Source organism: Plantibacter sp. LMC-P-059a (assembly GCF_030209505.1).
Lineage (GTDB): Bacteria > Actinomycetota > Actinomycetes > Actinomycetales > Microbacteriaceae > Plantibacter.
Genome location: NZ_JARVRZ010000001.1, coordinates 370,980 through 387,276, shown reverse-complemented (window position 1 = coordinate 387,276; position 16,297 = coordinate 370,980). Strand labels below are relative to the sequence as shown.

Genomic DNA, 16,297 nt, shown 5'->3' with positions numbered 1-16,297 from the left:
ACGCCCACCTGACACGCAGATCCAGACGGAAGACACCATCATGACGATCAACCTCCCCATGGCGCGGCGCGAACTCGCCTTCACCGTGACCCCGAACGAGCAGCCCGTGCCGGCTGCCGAGCGCGACGCGATCCTCGCCGCCCCCGGGTTCGGTCAGCACTTCACCGACCACATGGTCGACATCTGCTGGTCCGAGCACGGCGGTTGGCACCGGCCTCGCGTCCAGCCCTACGGTCCGATCTCGCTCGACCCGGCCGCCGCGGTCCTGCACTACGCCCAGGAGATCTTCGAAGGGCTGAAGGCCTACCGTCACGCCGACGGGTCCATCTGGTCGTTCCGGCCGGACGCCAACGGCCGACGCCTGCAGCGCTCGGCCAAGCGACTCGCGCTGCCGGAGCTCCCCGTCGAGTACTTCGTCGAGTCGATCAAGCAGCTCATCGCCGTCGACGGCTCGTGGGTACCGTCCGCACCGGAGACCAGCCTGTACCTGCGGCCCTTCATGTTCGCGAAGGAGGCCTTCCTCGGCGTCCGCCCCGCGAAGAAGGTGAACTACTACGTCATCGCCAGCCCGGCCGGCGCCTACTTCACCGGAGGCGTGACGCCCGTGTCGATCTGGCTGTCGACGGACTACAGTCGCGCCGGCAAGGGTGGCACCGGGGCAGCGAAGACCGGCGGGAACTACGCGTCGTCGTTGCTGCCGCAGGCTGAGGCCTACGAGCAGGGCTGCGCTCAGGTCCTGTTCCTCGACGCGCAGGAGGCGACCTACATCGAGGAGCTCGGCGGGATGAACGTCGTGCTCGTCAAGAAGGACGGCACGCTCGTCACGCCGGAGTCAGACTCAATCCTCGAGGGCATCACCCGCGACAGCATCCTCCAGCTCGCGGAGGACCGCGGGCACCGGGTGGAGCGCCGCCGGGTCACGATCGACGAATGGCGGGAGGGCGTCGAGAGCGGCGACATCGTCGAGGTCTTCGCCTGTGGCACCGCCGCGGTCGTCACCCCGATCGCGCAGCTGAAGGCCAGGGACTTCACCGTCGGAGACGCGGACGCGCCCGCCGGCGAGCTGACGATGTCCCTGCGGCAGGAACTGACGGACATCCAGTACGGACGCCTGCCGGACCGCCACGGGTGGATGACCCGACTCGACGCCGAGCCGTCCTCGAGCGCCGAGTAGGCTCCGAGCACCCTGGGAAGCCCCGCACCTCGTGCGGGGCTTCCGTGTCGTTGACGCGGCTCGGGATAGGCTGGCCTGGTGAAAATCGCTCGCTTCAGTCACGATCAGGCCATCCGTTACGGCATCATCGACGATGCGGACCTCGTCGTCCTCGACGGCGATCCGCTCTACTCGGGCTTCGAACCGACGGGGGAGCGCGTCCCGCTCGCGGATGCGGTCCTGCTCGCGCCGGTCATCCCTCGTTCCAAGGTCGTCGCCGTCGGCAAGAACTACCGCGACCACGCAGCTGAGATGGGTGGGGAGGCTCCGGATGAGCCGTTGCTCTTCCTGAAGCCGAACACCTCGGTGGTCGGTCCTGGCGACGCGGTCGTCTTCCCCAAGCAGTCCGAGCGCATCGACTTCGAGGGTGAGCTCGCCATCGTCATCGGCGGTGTCGCGAAGAACGTGAGCGCCGAGCGCGCCGACGAGGTCATCTTCGGCTACACGATCGCCAACGACGTCACGGCACGCGACCTGCAGGAGACCGACGGTCAGTGGGCCCGGGCGAAGGGCTTCGACACCTTCTGCCCGCTCGGTCCCTACATCGAGACCGAGTTCTCCTTCGACGGCGCGACCATCGAGACGCGGGTCGACGGCGAGGTCCGCCAGCACGCACCGCTGTCCGACATGGTCCACTCGATCGGTGCGATCGTCGAGTACGCCTCGTCCGTCTGGACGCTCCTGCCGGGCGACGTCATCCTCACCGGGACACCGGCAGGCGTCGGAGCGTTCACCGACGGCCAGGTCGTGGAGATCGAGGTCTCCGGCATCGGGATCCTGCGGAACACCGGCCGCCGCCCCTAGAGCATCCGGGTCGGCCGGGTCTCCAGCGCCTCGAGCACCGCGGCGACATCGTCGTCGGTGTTCCAGAGGTGGAACGCGACCCTGGCCCGGCCGGCCCGGCCGGAGGCTGAGATCCCTGCCGCCTGCATGGCGCGCAGATCCTCGCCAGCCGGATCCAGCCAGGTCACGATGGCCGAGGGCGTGCCGGTGAGGAGCGGTCGGCGATCGCCGATACCCGATCGGAGCAACGCTGCGAGCTCGGTGTCGTGCAAGTACACGGCCGTCGCATCGAGCGCGGCGAACAGGGCGATGGCCGGCGCGGCGCCGACCCAGGCCTGCCAGGCGGGGGAGACGTCGAAGCGCCGTGCGCTGTCGGCGAGATGCAACGATGGGCCGTAGCACGAGGACCAGACGTCCTCGCCCGAGTACCAGCCGGCCTGGCTGGGTCGCAGGCGGTCGACGACGGTGTCGCGCACGGTCAGGAATGCCACCCCTCGGGGGGAGCACAGCCATTTGTAGGCGTGGCACACCGTGATGTCGTCGTCGGCGGCCTCGACGGGGAGCCAGCCGGCGGCCTGCGTGAGGTCGTTGAGCGTCAGAGCGCCGTGTGCCCGTGCGGCTGCACGGATCGCCGTCGCATCCGCGACCGCCCCGGTCGCGGACTGGACCGCGGAATAGGCGACGAGCCAGGTCGACGCGTCGACGTGTTCCGCGAGCTCGGCGAGGGGTGCGTGACGTACCCTAACGCCTCGGTGTGCCTGCATGAGGAACGGCGCGACGAGCGAACTGAAGTCGCCTTCGACGCAGAGGATCTCGGCGCCGTCGGGGACGGACGCCGCGATCATCGCGACCATGGAGGAGGTCTGGGAACCGATCGCGACGTCACGCACGGAGACGCCGACGAGGTCCGCGTACGACCGGCGGACCCCTTCGACGACCGCGCCGTACGAGGCGGCGTCCGTGCGGGTCTCCTGCCAGGCTGCGAGATCGGCGGAGAGGGCCTCGAGGGTCCCGGTCGTCGGTAGCCCGAGCGTGCAGGCGGCCAGATAGCCGGAGACCGCGGGGAAGGATGCCCGGGCTTCGTCGAAGGTCAGGGTGGCCATGGGTCCAGTCTCTTCGGCCGCCATCCATACGACAAGAGCAGGGTCTCGATGCCATCCATAACGCTGCATTATGCTTCTTCCCATGTCGGCCCTCACCCCGCTCCCCGCCTCAGCGTCGCTCGACGCGGGTTCCCTGCTCGTCGTCGGGGCGATCGCCTCGACCGGCTCGATCACGGCAGCCGCCCACCAGCTCGGATCGAGTCAACCGGCCGTGAGCCAGCACCTCCGGCGTCTTGAACAACGGCTCGGCATGCCGGTCGTCGAGCGCATCGGTCGCGGGGTCCGCCTGACCGACGCTGGCCGGATCCTCGCCGAGCACGCCGAAGCGGTGGACCGCGCGCTCCGGGCGGCCACGGAGGAGGTGGCGGCGCTCGCCGGACTGCGGAGCGGGCGGGTGCGCCTCGTCGCCTTCCCCTCCGCCTCCTCCATGCTCGTCCCGCGGTTGCTCGCGCGCGTGTCGGAGGAGGTTCCGGGTCTGGGGGTCTCCTTCGTCGAGGCGGAGCCTCCGGAAGCCGTGGCGGCGGTCCGCGCCGGCGAGGCCGACGTGGCGATCACCTTCAGCTATCCGGGCGATCCCGAGGATCCACACCGCGCGAGTGCCGCCGGCTTGCAGGTGCACCGCCTCGGCACCGATCCGATGCGTCTCGTGCTGCCGACAGACCACCCGAGGGCGGACGACGAGCAGGTCGACCTCGCGGTCCTCGCCGGCGAGCGATGGATCGCCGGTTGCCCGCGCTGTCGTGGTCACCTCCTGGGGCTCTGTCGGTCGAGCGGCTTCGAACCGGACATCACCCACGAGACCGACAACGTGATCGCCGTCACCGCGCTGGTCGCGGCCGGCCTCGGCGTCGCACTGCTCCCGTCGCTCGCCCTCTCGGCGTCCCGGCTTCCCGACGGCGTCGTCGTCCGGCCGACCGGGAACGCCGACGATCGCGCCCTGCACCTCGTGAGTGCGGCGCACGCGGACCGCATCCCGGCGGTCGCGGCGCTCCTGCGGATCGCCGCGTCCGTGGGTGTCCCGAGTAGGATGACAGTCGATGTCTGACACGATTACGCACCCCTTCTCCACGGCTTCCGGTTCCGACGTCCGCGTCCGGTTCTGCCCGTCGCCGACCGGTACGCCGCACGTCGGCCTCGTCCGCACGGCGCTGTTCAACTGGGCCTACGCCCGTCACACGGGCGGCAAGCTCGTCTTCCGGATCGAGGACACCGACGCCGCCCGCGACAGCGAGGAGAGCTACGAACAGCTCGTCGATGCGCTGACCTGGCTGCGGCTCGACTGGGACGAGGGTGTCGGTGTCGGCGGACCCCACGCGCCGTACCGGCAGTCCGAGCGGAGCGACATCTACACCGACGTCATCGCGCGACTCACCGCGGCCGGGCACCTCTACGAGAGCTTCTCGACCGCCGAGGAGATCGACGCACGCAACGAGGCGGCCGGGCGACCGAAGCAGTTCGGCTATGACAACTTCGACCGCGACCTCACCGACGAGCAGCGCGCGGCCTTCCGTGCCGAGGGGCGTGAGCCCGCGCTCCGCCTCCGGGTCCCGGACGACGACCTCAGCTTCGACGACCTCGTCCGCGGCGAGATCACCTTCCCGGCCGGCTCGTTCACCGACTTCGTCCTCGTGCGTCCGAACGGCAAGCCGCTCTACACGCTCGTGAACCCCGTCGACGACGCCATCATGCAGATCACCCACGTGCTCCGCGGTGAAGACCTGCTCCCGTCGACGCCTCGTCAGATCGCGCTCTACCACGCGCTCATCGACATCGGCCTCACCACCTTCGTCCCGAAGTTCGGACACCTGCCCTACGTCATGGGGGAGGGGAACAAGAAGCTCTCGAAGCGCGATCCTGAGGCGAACCTCTTCCACCACCGGGACCGCGGGTTCGTGCCGGAGGGGCTCATCAACTACCTCGCGCTGCTCGGATGGTCGCTGAGCGGCGACCGCGACGTCTTCTCCATCGACGAGATGATCGCCGCGTTCGACGTCGTCGACGTCAACCCGAACCCGGCGCGCTTCGACCTCAAGAAGGCGGAGTCCATCAACGGGGACCACATCCGGTTGCTGGAACCGGCTGACTTCCTCGGCCGCATCGTCCCCTACCTGGTGGAGGCCGGTGTGGTGAGTGAGCCCGTTGCAGCCGCTCATCAGGCGATCCTCGAACAGGCCGCACCGCTCGTGCAGGAGCGCATCGCGCTGCTGGGCGAGGTCCCGGCGCTCCTCGGGTTCCTGTTCGTGGGCGCTGCCGAGCTCGACTACCAGGACGACGCGTTGCGCGGTCTCCCGGCGAACGCGGGTGAGGTCCTCGCGGCCTCCATCGGTGCGCTCGAGCTCATCCCCGAGGCCGAGTGGACCGCGGCCTCGATCCAGGAGGCGCTCGCCGGCGCGCTCATCGAGGGGCTCGGACTGAAGCCCCGGATCGCCTACGGTCCGCTTCGCGTCGCGGCATCCGGTCGCCGGATCTCACCTCCGCTCTTCGAGTCCCTCGAGATCCTCGGGAAGACGGAGTCGATCGCGCGACTGGATCGGCTCTCCGCGCACCTCGCGTCATGAGCGACGCCTACGACGTCGTCGTGATCGGCGGAGGCCCGGCGGGGCTCTCGGCCGCATTGAACCTCGCTCGGGCGCGGCGTCGGGTCCTCGTGCTCGACGGCAACCGGCCGCGCCACGCGGCGACGCTCCGCTCCCACGGCTTCCTGACGCGCGACGGTGTCCCGCCGCTCGATCTGCGGCGCCTGGGGCGTGATGAGGTCGCGAGCTATGCGAACGCCGAGGTCCAGTTCGCATCGGTCCAGTCCGTCGAGGCGACGCCCGACGGCTTCCGAGTCGTCGCCCAAGGCGTCCGTGGCGAGCCGGACCGCGACGTGGTGACGCGCACCGTCGTCGTGGCGAGCGGGCTCACGGAGACCCTGCCGAAGGTCGGGAACATGCGCGCGTTCTACGGGACGGACCTGCACAGCTGCGTCGAATGCGACGGGTTCGAGAAGGCCGACGCGCCACTCGCCCTCATCGGCGAGTCCGGGGACCTGGCGGAGTGGGCGATCCTCGTCGCGCAGTGGTCGTCCGATCTCATCGTCTTCACCAACGGGGCCGACACCGTCACCGAGCCGGAGGAGGCCGCGCTGGCGTCCGCGGGCATCCGGGTCGAGCGCGGTGCGGTCGCGGAGCTGGCCGGCGGTCGGGACGGATTCTCCGGCGTCATGCTCGCGGACGGCACGCTCGTCGAGCGGTCCGGCGGGTTCGTTCGGCCGGAGTGGTCTGCTCCACTCGAGTACCTGCTGCCGCTCGCGCTCGACCGCGACACCGACGGCTATGTGGTCGTCGACGCCTGGGGCCGCACGACCGTGCCCGGGGTGTACGCCGCCGGCGACATCACTCCACCCGGCCCGCAACAGCTCATCGTGGCAGCCGGAAACGGTGCGCGGGTGGCTCGGGCGCTCAACCGGGACCTCGCCGGTGTCCCCAGCTGAGGTCGTCACGACGCGCCCGAGGTGTGCCGATTTGAGACGATCGGCTCCGTAGGCTAGTGTTGTTCTTCGGTCGGGGCTTCGGTTCAGACAGTGGGGTATGGTGTAATTGGCAACACGACTGATTCTGGTTCAGTTGTTCTTGGTTCGAGTCCAGGTACCCCAGCAAGACAGCATCATCACGACGAAGGCCCGCGAACATCGCGGGCCTTCGTCGTTGGGGTGGGTGGCGTCCCGGAGGGTCAGGACGACTCGACCCGATCCGGACCTTCGCGCTGATCCCTGGGCTCCTCGCCTGGAGCGGCCGATCCCGCGTCCGACCAGCTCGCGCGGATCGCTTCGGCGAGTCGACGCAGGAACTCCTCGGCGTGGTCACTCATCATCTTGGCGTCGTCGTCGAGGAGCGCTTGCAGAACCGCTTGCACGGCTCCGATCCCGCCCGCGTCGATGAGGACCACCGGTCGCTGCACCGCGTACCGGACGAGCGCGATCATCGCCGACCTGATGACGGAGGGGATGAGTTCGAGGTCGTCGAGCAGCCGTTCGCCGAAGCTCAACAGCAGACCCACCGCCCGCGTCGTCTCCTCGACCGGCAGCCGGGCGATCCGTCGCTCGAGGTACTCCGCCTCGAGGAGGGTGTCGTCGTCGAGCCGCTCCACGATGCGCCGCACCAGCAGCGGGACGAGCGCGTCGAGCAGGTCGATCACCTCGAGCAGCGTCCCGCTGGCGAGCGGAGCCACCCGCGTGAACCGATTGGGAGCCGTCTGGACGAGGCCGAGCCCATCGAGTCGGGCCAGGGCTTCCCTGAGCGGCGTCCTCGACACGCCGAGCAGCGCAGTGAGCTCGTCGTCCCGAAGGCGGCGTCCCGGTGCCAGTCGGCCGTCGATGATCTCCGCCAGGAGACGCTCGAAGACGTTCTGGCGCAGCAGCCGGCGATCCGAGACCGGATCGGGCCGGACCACCGACTGAGCGTTCATCGGTTACCCCGCTCGGCGAGGTCGGCGGCGGTGTGCTCGAAGGCGATGATGCGCTCCGTCGCCGGTGCGATCTGCCGGGCCATCTCCCGGAAAGCTGCCTCGTCCTGACCGTAGGGGTCGATGACGTCGTCCTCGGCCGGGTCCGGAATGCGTGCGCTCGTCCGGTTGGCCGCCAGTTCGGGGAGGAGCCGTCGCCATCGTTCTGCGCGATCGCGAGGGAGTTCGGCGACCTCCACGGTGTCGAGGAGTCGACCGAACTCCCGCAGGGTGAAGGTCCTCCGCAGGGCATCGGGCCGGAGGCGGAGGACGGCGCCGCGCTGCTCCCTCGTCATCGTCAGGACGGCGTCCTGGCGGCCGATCAACTCCGCAGTCAACTGTGTCGCGACGAACCCACCGGTCGCTGCGGCGAGTGGTCCGAGGAGGGCCATGCTCGAGGCATCGATCGGTTGCCCGCCCAGCGCCCTCGTCCCCGCACTCCGCACCTCGAAGCCGGATGCGTCGATGTCGCGAAGCCCTCCGGCGAGCAGGAACCCGGCGTACGGTGAACGACAGATGTTGCCGGTGCAGACCATGAGGATCCGAGTCGGCGTCGACTCCGGAGTCGCCCTCATGCCCGTGCCCGTCGTGATCGCCGCGTCGACGAGCCGTCCACCGCAGGAGTCCTTCCGGGACGTTCGCGCTGTGCCTGCTGCTGTTCGGGTGCACGCCGGAGCGTCGGTGCCGCGGCGGGGCGCCGGGTGTCGGGAGCGTCGGTCGGCGCGATGCTGCGGCGACTCCGGCGCTTCACGGGGGTCTTCCCGGGTTCCGGGATCCGGTCGTAGTAGGAGTACGAGTACGACTGCCCGCCACGTGTCGCCTCGACACGGTTGAGGACGACGCCGAGCAGCTTGGCCTGGACGAAGCTCAGGTTCTCGAGGGACTGGCGGAGCTGGTCGCGGTGAAGACGTCCGTCGGCGGAGGCGACGAGCAGGACACCGCTCGCGAGCGTCGACAGCGCGGTGGGGTCGGACACGTTCACGAGTGGAGGGGTGTCGACGACGACCACGTCGAAGGTGCGTTCCATCTCGGCCAGGGCCCGTTCCATGGCCGCCGATCCGAGGAGTTCGCTGGGGTTGGGTGGGAGCTCGCCCGAGGTGAGCACGGCGAGGCGCCCGGCACCGTTGACGGACTGCGCCGCCTCGTCGAGGCTGATCCGCCCCGTGAGGACCGTCGTCAGCCCGACCGAGCCCTCCAGTCCGAACAGCTCGTGCTGGCGAGGGCGTCGCAGATCTGCATCGACGAGGAGGACCGAGTTCCCTGCCTCGGCGAGGACGAGAGCGAGGTTCGCCGCCGTGGTGGTCTTCCCCTCGCCGGGGATCGAGGACGTGACCATGACGCTTCGGAGCCCGCCGTCGATGGAGGCGAACTGCAAGTGGGTCCGGAGCTGACGGAAGCTCTCGGCGCGACGGCTGTAGCTCTCCGTCGAGCCGAGGATGAGCTGCGGTGAATCGGCGGGCTCGGCCGTGAAGGTTCCGAGGATGCTGGTGTCCGTGAGCTTCTCGATCGCGGCTCGGCCGCGCAGCCGGGTGTCGAGGACCTCGATGAGGAGAGCGGTTCCCACGCCGAGGGCGAGACCGATGAACACGCCGACGGCGAGGTTCTGGAGGGGGTTGGGTGCGACAGGGGACCAGGGCGGTGACGCCTGCTCGACGATCGTGAGTCCGACCGGGGTCGCACCTCCGGTCGCGTCCGTCGACGATGCGGCGTCCGTACTCTCGACGTCGTCGACCAGGTCGACGAGGACTTCGGAGGCGGTGTTGGCGATGCGGGCCGCCGCCACCGGGTCGCTGTGCAGGGCCGAGATGTTGATCAACACCGATTGGGCGGGGTTGGTGGCGGCGATGGTGCCGACCAGGGTGGCGGGCTCGAGGTCGAGCCGTTCGGCGACCATGGTGCGCACGGTGGAGCCGGTCGCCAGGATGACGTAGGACGAGACACGGCTCTGCGCGAAGGTGTTGCCCTGGTTGAGTTCACCCACCGAATCACCGCTTTTCACGGCGACGAACAGCTGAGCCGTCGACTGATAGACGGGCTCGGTGACCAGAGTGTACCCGTGGGCCAGCGCGGTGATCCCGGCCGTGATGGCGACGATGAGCAGCCATCGGTGGCGGAAGATGCGCAGATAGTCCTTGAGCTCCATGCTGGTATATTAGCATATCGCGTGCAGGGTATCTGGGTGCTGAAACGACGAAGGGCCCGGACTCATCGAGTCCGGGCCCTTCTCGGGGTGCGGTACGAGTGCTCAGGCGGCCTTGCCGAACCGGTCGGTGCCGCTCGCGCGAGGCCGACGTGGCGCGCGGTTCGTCTGCCGGACGGTCGGTTCCGTCATGACGGGACGTTCGGCGCCGACGAGCGCGCGATCGGCGACCCTGGCGTCTCGGTCGACGCTTGCGCCGTGCGCGACGTGGACGTCGGCCCCCAGGCGCGCATCGCTTCCGACCCTCGCACCACGACCGATGACGCAACGTTCGCCGATGTGGACGTTCGCACCGATGAAGGCGCCTTCACCGATCACTGCGGACCGATCGATCCAGGTTCCGGCGCCGATCCAGGCGTTTGCACGGATGTCCGCGTCCGCCTCGACGAACGTGGTCCGTTCGATGAACGCGGTCGGATCGATCAGTGCACGAGCTGCGACCATGCCCTTGCCGTTCGGGTGGTGGCGGTATCGCTCCACCTCACCGGTGCGGCCTTCGATCTCTTCGTACACTCTCGCCATGGGTGACCCCCTTCTGGTCTACTCAACACTGGGGACAACGCCCGGGAGGTCCCGGCCATTCCTTCCCCGGCCGTGCCTGGGAATCCCATGAGTTTCGTGTTCTGCTGTAGAAGGAGTTCGGAATCCAACCGGGGGGCGGATTGGTCGGGACCGCTCATTGGAAGTCCCGCGAACGGGTGTTCGCCCCGATCCGCAGTGCCTCGAGGCGATCCGCCACCAGGTTGACGATCCCTTCCGGAGAGCGCTCCAACATGCCCCTGACCACCATGGCCGGTGCCTCCCGCGCCACCCGGCGGTACCGGTTCCAGACGCCGACGCTGCAGATCACATTGACGAGCCCGGCCTCGTCCTCGAGGTTCATGAACGTGATCCCGCTCGCTGTCGCCGGTCGCTGCCGATGCGTCACGATGCCCCCCACCTCCACCCGGCGGTCCGTCTGCGCCGTCTGGAGTTCGTCGGATCGCAACGCGCCTCGACGCTGCAGCTCCGTCCGCACATGGCGGATGGGATGGTCGTCGGTCGACATCCCGGTCGCCCAGATGTCGGAGATGAGCTGCTCGGCCGGTGTCGGGACCGGCAGCAGCGGTGGTTGCACCGTCGTGAACGTCCCTTCGAGCTGGTCGGGCCGGTGTCTGCTCGCCTGGGCGGCACCCCACATGGCCTCGCGACGCGTGAGGCCGAACCCCTCGAAGGCACCGGCCGCGGACAGCGCCTCCAATTGGGACGAGCTGAGGCCGATCCGCCTCGCCAGATCGGCTTGGCTGGAGAAGAGCCCGCCGCGTTCCCGTTCGGCGACGATACGCTCCGCGAGTGCTTCGCCGATCCCCTGGACGGAGGAGAGCCCCAGACGGACGGCGAGTCCACCGTCGCGCCGGTGCCCGGCGGAGTCGTCCGGAAGGTGCGGGTCGAAGTCTCCGGTCGGCCCCTGCTCCTGCTCGAGGCAGCGAGGACGACCCCCGGGGGCGATCGGTGTGCCCGGGGTCGCGTCCGGATCGACCGCCTCGAGACCAGCCTGAGCCCCTGAGCGGTGCAGGTCGGGGCGGAGGACCGAGACGCCGTGTCGTCGGGCATCGGCGACGAGGGTCATGGGCGAATAGAACCCCATCGGCTGCGCTCGGAGCAGGGCGGCCAGGAAGGCACCGGGGTAGTGCAGTCGCAACCACGCGCTCACGTAGACGAGCAGGGCGAAACTCAGCGAGTGGCTCTCCGCGAACCCGAAGTTCGCGAAGGCCTGGATCTTCGCGTAGACCGCATCGGCGTCCGCGCCGACGATACCGTTGCCGGCCATTCCCAGGTACAGCGTGTCCTTGAGGCTCTCGATCTTCTCTTCGCCCCGCTTGGATCCCATCGCCCGCCGGAGGAGGTCGGCGTCCTCGGCGGAACACCCGCCGACGGCCATCGCCATCTGCATCAGCTGCTCCTGGAACAAGGGGACGCCGAGGGTGCGTTCGAGGACCGGCTCGAGGCTCGGGTGGAGGTAGGTGATGGGTTCCTGGCCGGTCTTCCGTCGCAGGTAGGGGTGCACGGCACCACCCTGGATCGGGCCGGGGCGGATCATGGCCACCTCGATGACCAGATCGTAGAACCGTCGGGGGAGGAGTCGCGGCAGCATCCCCATCTGTGCACGGCTCTCCACCTGGAACACGCCGATGGTGTCGGCCCGGCAGAGCTGGTCGTAGACACCCGCCTCGTCCTTCGGGATGGTCTCCAACGTCCAGCGCTCCCCGGTGTGCTCGGCGACGAGGTCGAAGCAGTACTGGATGGCCGACAACATGCCGAGGCCCAGGAGGTCGAACTTCACGAGCCCCATCCAGGCGCAGTCGTCCTTGTCCCACTGGAGGACCGTACGGCCGTCCATCCGACCGTGCTCGATCGGGCACACCTCACCGACCGGGCGGTCGGTCAGCACCATGCCGCCGGAGTGGATGCCGAGGTGCCGCGGCAGGGTCAGCATCTCCTGGGCGAGTCCGACGACGCGATCCGGGATGTCGTGGTCGGTGCTCGACATCACGCCGCCCCAGCGCTCGACCTGCTTCGACCAGGCGTCCTGTTGGCCTGGGCTGTAGCCGAGGGCCTTCGCGGTGTCCCGGACGGCGAACTTCGGCCGGTAGCTGATGACGTTGGCGACCTGGGCGGCATTGCGGCGTCCGTAGGTCTCGTACACGTACTGGATGGCCTCTTCGCGACGGTCCGAGTCGAAGTCGACATCGATGTCGGGTTCCTCCTCTCGCATGCTGGAGAGGAACCGCTCGAACGGCAACTCGTAGAAGATCGAGTCGACGGCGGTGATCCCGAGCAGGTAGCAGACGGCCGAGTTCGCGGCCGAGCCGCGGCCCTGGCAGAGGATGCCACGGTTTCGGGCGAAGCTCACGATGTCGTGCACGATCAGGAAGTACCCGGGGAAGTCCTTCTGCTCGATGACCTCGAGTTCGCGGTCGATGCGTCGGAGGTGCTCCGGTGTGGCGTTCGGGTACTTGACGGGCACGGCTTCGAGGACGAGGTGCCGCAACCAACTCATCGGGGTGTGCCCCTCCGGGACACGTTGGCGGGGGAGCTTCGGGCGGACGGCCCGCAGGCTGAAAGCGAGTTCGTCGGCCAGTTCGACGCTTCGTGCCACCGCCCCGGGGTATCTCGCGAACCGCGCCGCCATCTCCTCACCGCTCCGGAGATGAGCAGCCCCGGCGGCGGGCAGCCAACCGTCGAGCTCCTCGAGACTCCGACGGGCTCTGACGGCGGCCAGCGCGGTCTGCAGTCGATGCTGATCAGGCGTCGCGTAGTGGACGTTCCCGGTCGCCACGACGGTGAGGTCGAGCAGGGCGGCGATCTCGGCGAGTGCGTCGTTCTCCGCGGAGTCCTCCGGATGACCGTGGTCGCTCAGTTCCACGACGACGTGCTCCGGACCGAACAGCGCGACGAGTCGGTCGACTGCGGCGGCCGCGGCCTCCATACCCTGCTCGCGCAATGCCGTGCGGACGAATCCCTTCCGGCATCCGGTGAGGACGGTCACGAAGCCCGCGACGGACGCGGCGAGCCGCTCGAGGTCGTAGATCGGGTGCCCCTTCTCGGCGCCCTCGGCGAGCTGCGCGTCCGTGATCGCGCCGGCGAGGCGGTGATAGCCCTCGGCACGACGGGCGAGCAGGAGCAGATGATGACCGACGGGATCCGGGACGCCGTTCTGCGGTCGGTCGAGTCCGATGGACAGCTCCGCGCCGTAGACGGTCCGGAGACCGGGGAACCGTTCCGCCGCCTCGGCCATGCGGACGACCCCGTAGAACCCGTCGTGATCGGTGAGGGCGAGGGCGTGCAGCCCGAGTGCGGCGGCCTCCTCGACGAGACGTTCCGGGGGGCTCGCGCCGTCGAGGAAGCTGAAGCTCGAGTGCGCGTGGAGTTCCGCGTACGGGACGGTCGTCGGCGCCGCCCGAGGCTTGGATGGCTCCGGGGCGTACGGCTCCCGCTTCCGCGACCAGGCCGGGCTGTCGCCACCGTCCGCCCCCAGCGGGAGGGCGGCCGGCCGGCTCGCGTCGGACAGGCGACGCTCGAACTCCGACCACGACACCGGGGGATTGTTCCATCCCATGGGGGTTCCTCTCGTCATGCTGCTGGGGTCTGGCTGGATGCGGGTCAGTCGTAGCGGGCTTCGGCCCTCCAGTGCTGCTCCTCCAGGAGGAGCAGCCAGGCGTCGCCTTCGTCGTCCACCACCTGGAGGCGGTGGACGTGTCGGTGGGCGTCGTCGTCCCACCACCGTTCGTCGATGCTCCAGGGGCCGGCCCAACCGTCGACGACGTGCCAGTGGGAGAAGGCTGAGAATCGTGCTGGTGGTGCGCTCAGCGTGCCGCGCTCGCCGACCTCCACCGTCCTGCCCGTCGCGTCCACCACCTCGACCGGAACCGCGCTGTCGAACACGGTCGTGGGAGCTGCTCCGGGGATGGTCCCGGGCCACGGCCGGCTCCGACGTTCGGCCACGGCGGTTCCGCCACCCGGCGGGACGCTGCCCCAGGGGACGAGGATCCGGCGGTCGAGGAGGAGACGTCCCCCGGACGGCACCGCCGTCAGGACACCGTCGTGACCGAGCATGCTCTGGACGCGGGCGAGCCCGCTGTGGATGCGTTCGTCCGGACCACTGCCCCAGAGTCCCTCCTCGTGTTCCGCAGCGTCGTCGAGGGTCTCCGGGACGACCTCGACGAGCTCGACGGGGGAGGCGAGTCCGTGGTCGATGTTCGATGAGCCCTGCAGCTGCCAGCGCACCCGGTCGAGGACGTCACCGGCGGTGAACCACCGCGGGTGCAACCAGGTGCGGGTGGAACGTTCGCCACGTTCGCTGCGCATGCTGATCGTGATCGCGGTGGTCACGAGTCCAGCCGCGGTCAATCCGGCGATGAACCGCTCCGCGGACTGGCGGAACCCGAAGGTGAGCTGATCGATGCGGTCGAGCGGGGGTTCCAAGGAGATGGCGACGGTCAGCTCGGTGGGCGGGATGCGGGGGACGACGCTCCTGGCGTCTGCGCCGGTGGCGAGACGGTGCGCACGGGCGCCGTCCACGCCGAAGCGGTCGCGGACCTCGGTCGCGGGCAACGACCCGAACGCTCCCAGGGTGCTGATCCCGAGTCGGTGCAGCAGGGTGCTGAGCTCGGGGCGTCCGAGTGTCGTCAACGGCAGTGGGGCCAGGAAGGCTGAGGAGGCTCCCGGCGGGATGATCAGGATCCGGGCGTCGTCCTGCAAGGCCACGGTGGATCGTGCCGCCTGTTCTGCGGCGAACGGGCCGTCGGCGATACCGATCCGGGCGTCGGGCACGCCGAGGTCGTCGAGGCAGGCACGGAGGACGTCCGCCGCAGCCGACTCTCCGCCGTAGTAGCGGCTCGGGCCTCTGGAGCGGATGGCGCAGAGCCCGGCGCGATAGGGCTGGACACCCGGCATGAGTGCTTCGATGCCGAGCAGAATCGGTTCGAACGCCCGGGCGTCGATGACCGGGTCGTAGTCGGAGGTGACCAACTCCGGGCACCGGGCCTCCGCCTCGCGGATGCGCAGGCCCCTCCGGACTCCGGCTCGGCGTGCGATCGCGTCGCAGGCGAGGACCTCGCCGTGCTCCACCAGCGCGAGGGGACCGTCGGCGGTGTCCGGAGGCAGGGTCCCGGAGAGTCTCGCCGCCACGATCGGCCAGTCGGGGCACCAGAGCACCATCGTGCGCTCGACGGGTCCTGCAGGTGCTTCGACCGTCATCGGTTCACCACCATGGGGAGCCGGGCCACCGTGTCGTCGTCGGCGAGCCCGGTGCGGGAGGGCTGCACGGTCCGGTCGTCGGGCGGCCCCAGGGGCAGGGTGAGATGCGCCGTACGAGGCCTGCCGACCCCGCCCTGCCCGAGCATCGAGCTGACCGTGAGTCGTCGGCGCAGGAGATGCCCGTGACCCGTGCCGAGGCCGCTCCAGGAACTCTCGGTCACGCGGAGCGTCGCGTCGCTCTGCGGCCAGGAGCCGAGGACGATGAGTGCCGCCTCGCGTTGACGGAGCCGGGCGGCGAGTCGTGCCGCGTCGCTCGGTGCGATCCGCCCGGGGGGAGCCGTGATGAGCACCCCGGCGACGTCGGCCATGGCGGCGGTGACCGTGAGCCAGTCTGGCCCAGGGCGGGGGACGAGGACGAGCCGCTCGAGGTCGATCCCCGAGGAAGCCGCGGCTTCGATCCCGAACGCCGGAAGGCCGATGACGGCACACCAGGTGCCGGCCGCGGACGGTCCGGCCATGAGGGACATGGCGAGTGCCGTGGAACCGAGGACCGAGTAGCTCCCGCCGGCCTGGAGCGCACCCCCGGGAAGGAGCCGGGAGAGTTCCGGGGCGGTCGGCAAGGACCTGGTGTCGAGTCGTGTCCCCTGCATCCGCTTTATGCGGCCCTGGAGTTCGTGCAGCTCCGTCGCGGTGTCCGCCCTGACGGGGGAGTCGACGAGTGCGTGGAGGGCCATGGCTCAATATTCGAACATATCTTCGAACAAGTCAACCGGG

13 protein-coding genes and 1 tRNA gene are annotated in these 16,297 nt (G+C 69.6%); 6 read left to right on the top strand and 8 right to left on the bottom strand.

Annotation, left to right across the window (positions count from 1 at the left end; all coding sequences use genetic code 11):
* Window positions 1–40 precede the first annotated feature (40 nt).
* Both QRN27_RS01835 and QRN27_RS01830 read left to right on the top strand, forming a co-directional pair.
* Window positions 41–1,174 (top strand): branched-chain amino acid aminotransferase, encoded by a 1,134-nt coding sequence (locus QRN27_RS01835; protein WP_502929457.1) that lies wholly within the window; start codon window positions 41–43, stop codon window positions 1,172–1,174.
* A 78-nt stretch (window positions 1,175–1,252) separates the two neighbouring features.
* Window positions 1,253–2,017: a fumarylacetoacetate hydrolase family protein gene (locus tag QRN27_RS01830; RefSeq protein ID WP_285040505.1), complete on the top strand. Its 765-nt coding sequence runs from the start codon at window positions 1,253–1,255 to the stop codon at window positions 2,015–2,017.
* Here QRN27_RS01830 and QRN27_RS01825 read toward each other — a convergent pair.
* Window positions 2,014–3,099 carry an aminotransferase class V-fold PLP-dependent enzyme gene (locus tag QRN27_RS01825; RefSeq protein ID WP_285040504.1) on the bottom strand — a complete coding sequence of 362 codons (1,086 nt, stop codon included), beginning with the start codon at window positions 3,097–3,099 and terminating at the stop codon, window positions 2,014–2,016. The genes QRN27_RS01830 and QRN27_RS01825 overlap by 4 nt on opposite strands.
* Window positions 3,100–3,181: 82 nt before the next feature.
* Here QRN27_RS01825 and QRN27_RS01820 point away from each other — a divergent pair, with 82 nt between their 5' ends.
* From QRN27_RS01820 to QRN27_RS01805, 4 genes are all read left to right on the top strand, one after another.
* Entirely contained in the window at window positions 3,182–4,144 is a 963-nt protein-coding gene (locus QRN27_RS01820; RefSeq protein ID WP_285040503.1) for a LysR family transcriptional regulator, read from the top strand.
* Complete coding sequence (gene gltX, locus QRN27_RS01815; RefSeq protein ID WP_285040502.1) at window positions 4,137–5,657, top strand: glutamate--tRNA ligase; 1,521 nt, start codon at window positions 4,137–4,139, stop codon at window positions 5,655–5,657. Before QRN27_RS01820 ends, gltX begins: the two co-directional genes overlap by 8 nt.
* Window positions 5,654–6,574, top strand: a complete 921-nt coding sequence (locus QRN27_RS01810) for an NAD(P)/FAD-dependent oxidoreductase (RefSeq protein WP_285040501.1) — start codon at window positions 5,654–5,656, stop codon at window positions 6,572–6,574. The genes gltX and QRN27_RS01810 overlap by 4 nt, the downstream gene beginning before the upstream one ends.
* Window positions 6,575–6,665: 91 nt before the next feature.
* Window positions 6,666–6,737 (top strand) — tRNA-Gln (locus tag QRN27_RS01805).
* A 76-nt stretch (window positions 6,738–6,813) separates the two neighbouring features.
* On the opposite strand, the gene QRN27_RS01800 is transcribed toward QRN27_RS01805, so the two are convergent.
* From QRN27_RS01800 to imuA', 7 genes are all read right to left on the bottom strand, one after another.
* Window positions 6,814–7,548: a GntR family transcriptional regulator gene (locus QRN27_RS01800; protein WP_285040500.1), complete on the bottom strand. Its 735-nt coding sequence runs from the start codon at window positions 7,546–7,548 to the stop codon at window positions 6,814–6,816.
* On the bottom strand, window positions 7,545–8,159 hold the full coding sequence (locus QRN27_RS01795; RefSeq protein WP_285040499.1) for an arsenate reductase/protein-tyrosine-phosphatase family protein: 615 nt from the start codon (window positions 8,157–8,159) through the stop codon (window positions 7,545–7,547). The genes QRN27_RS01800 and QRN27_RS01795 overlap by 4 nt, the downstream gene beginning before the upstream one ends.
* On the bottom strand, window positions 8,156–9,727 hold the full coding sequence (locus tag QRN27_RS01790; RefSeq protein ID WP_285040498.1) for a tyrosine-protein kinase domain-containing protein: 1,572 nt from the start codon (window positions 9,725–9,727) through the stop codon (window positions 8,156–8,158). The genes QRN27_RS01795 and QRN27_RS01790 overlap by 4 nt, the downstream gene beginning before the upstream one ends.
* 102 nt (window positions 9,728–9,829) lie before the next feature.
* Window positions 9,830–10,306 (bottom strand): DapH/DapD/GlmU-related protein, encoded by a 477-nt coding sequence (locus QRN27_RS01785; RefSeq protein ID WP_285040497.1) that lies wholly within the window; start codon window positions 10,304–10,306, stop codon window positions 9,830–9,832.
* A 154-nt stretch (window positions 10,307–10,460) separates the two neighbouring features.
* Complete coding sequence (locus tag QRN27_RS01780) at window positions 10,461–13,883, bottom strand: error-prone DNA polymerase (protein WP_285040496.1); 3,423 nt, start codon at window positions 13,881–13,883, stop codon at window positions 10,461–10,463.
* Window positions 13,884–13,927: 44 nt separating this feature from the next.
* Window positions 13,928–15,523 (bottom strand): DNA polymerase Y family protein, encoded by a 1,596-nt coding sequence (locus QRN27_RS01775; protein ID WP_285040495.1) that lies wholly within the window; start codon window positions 15,521–15,523, stop codon window positions 13,928–13,930.
* Window positions 15,520–16,257, bottom strand: a complete 738-nt coding sequence (gene imuA', locus QRN27_RS01770) for a DnaE2-dependent mutagenesis accessory factor ImuA' (protein ID WP_285040494.1) — start codon at window positions 16,255–16,257, stop codon at window positions 15,520–15,522. Before imuA' ends, QRN27_RS01775 begins: the two co-directional genes overlap by 4 nt.
* Between the last annotated feature and the right edge of the window lie 40 nt (window positions 16,258–16,297).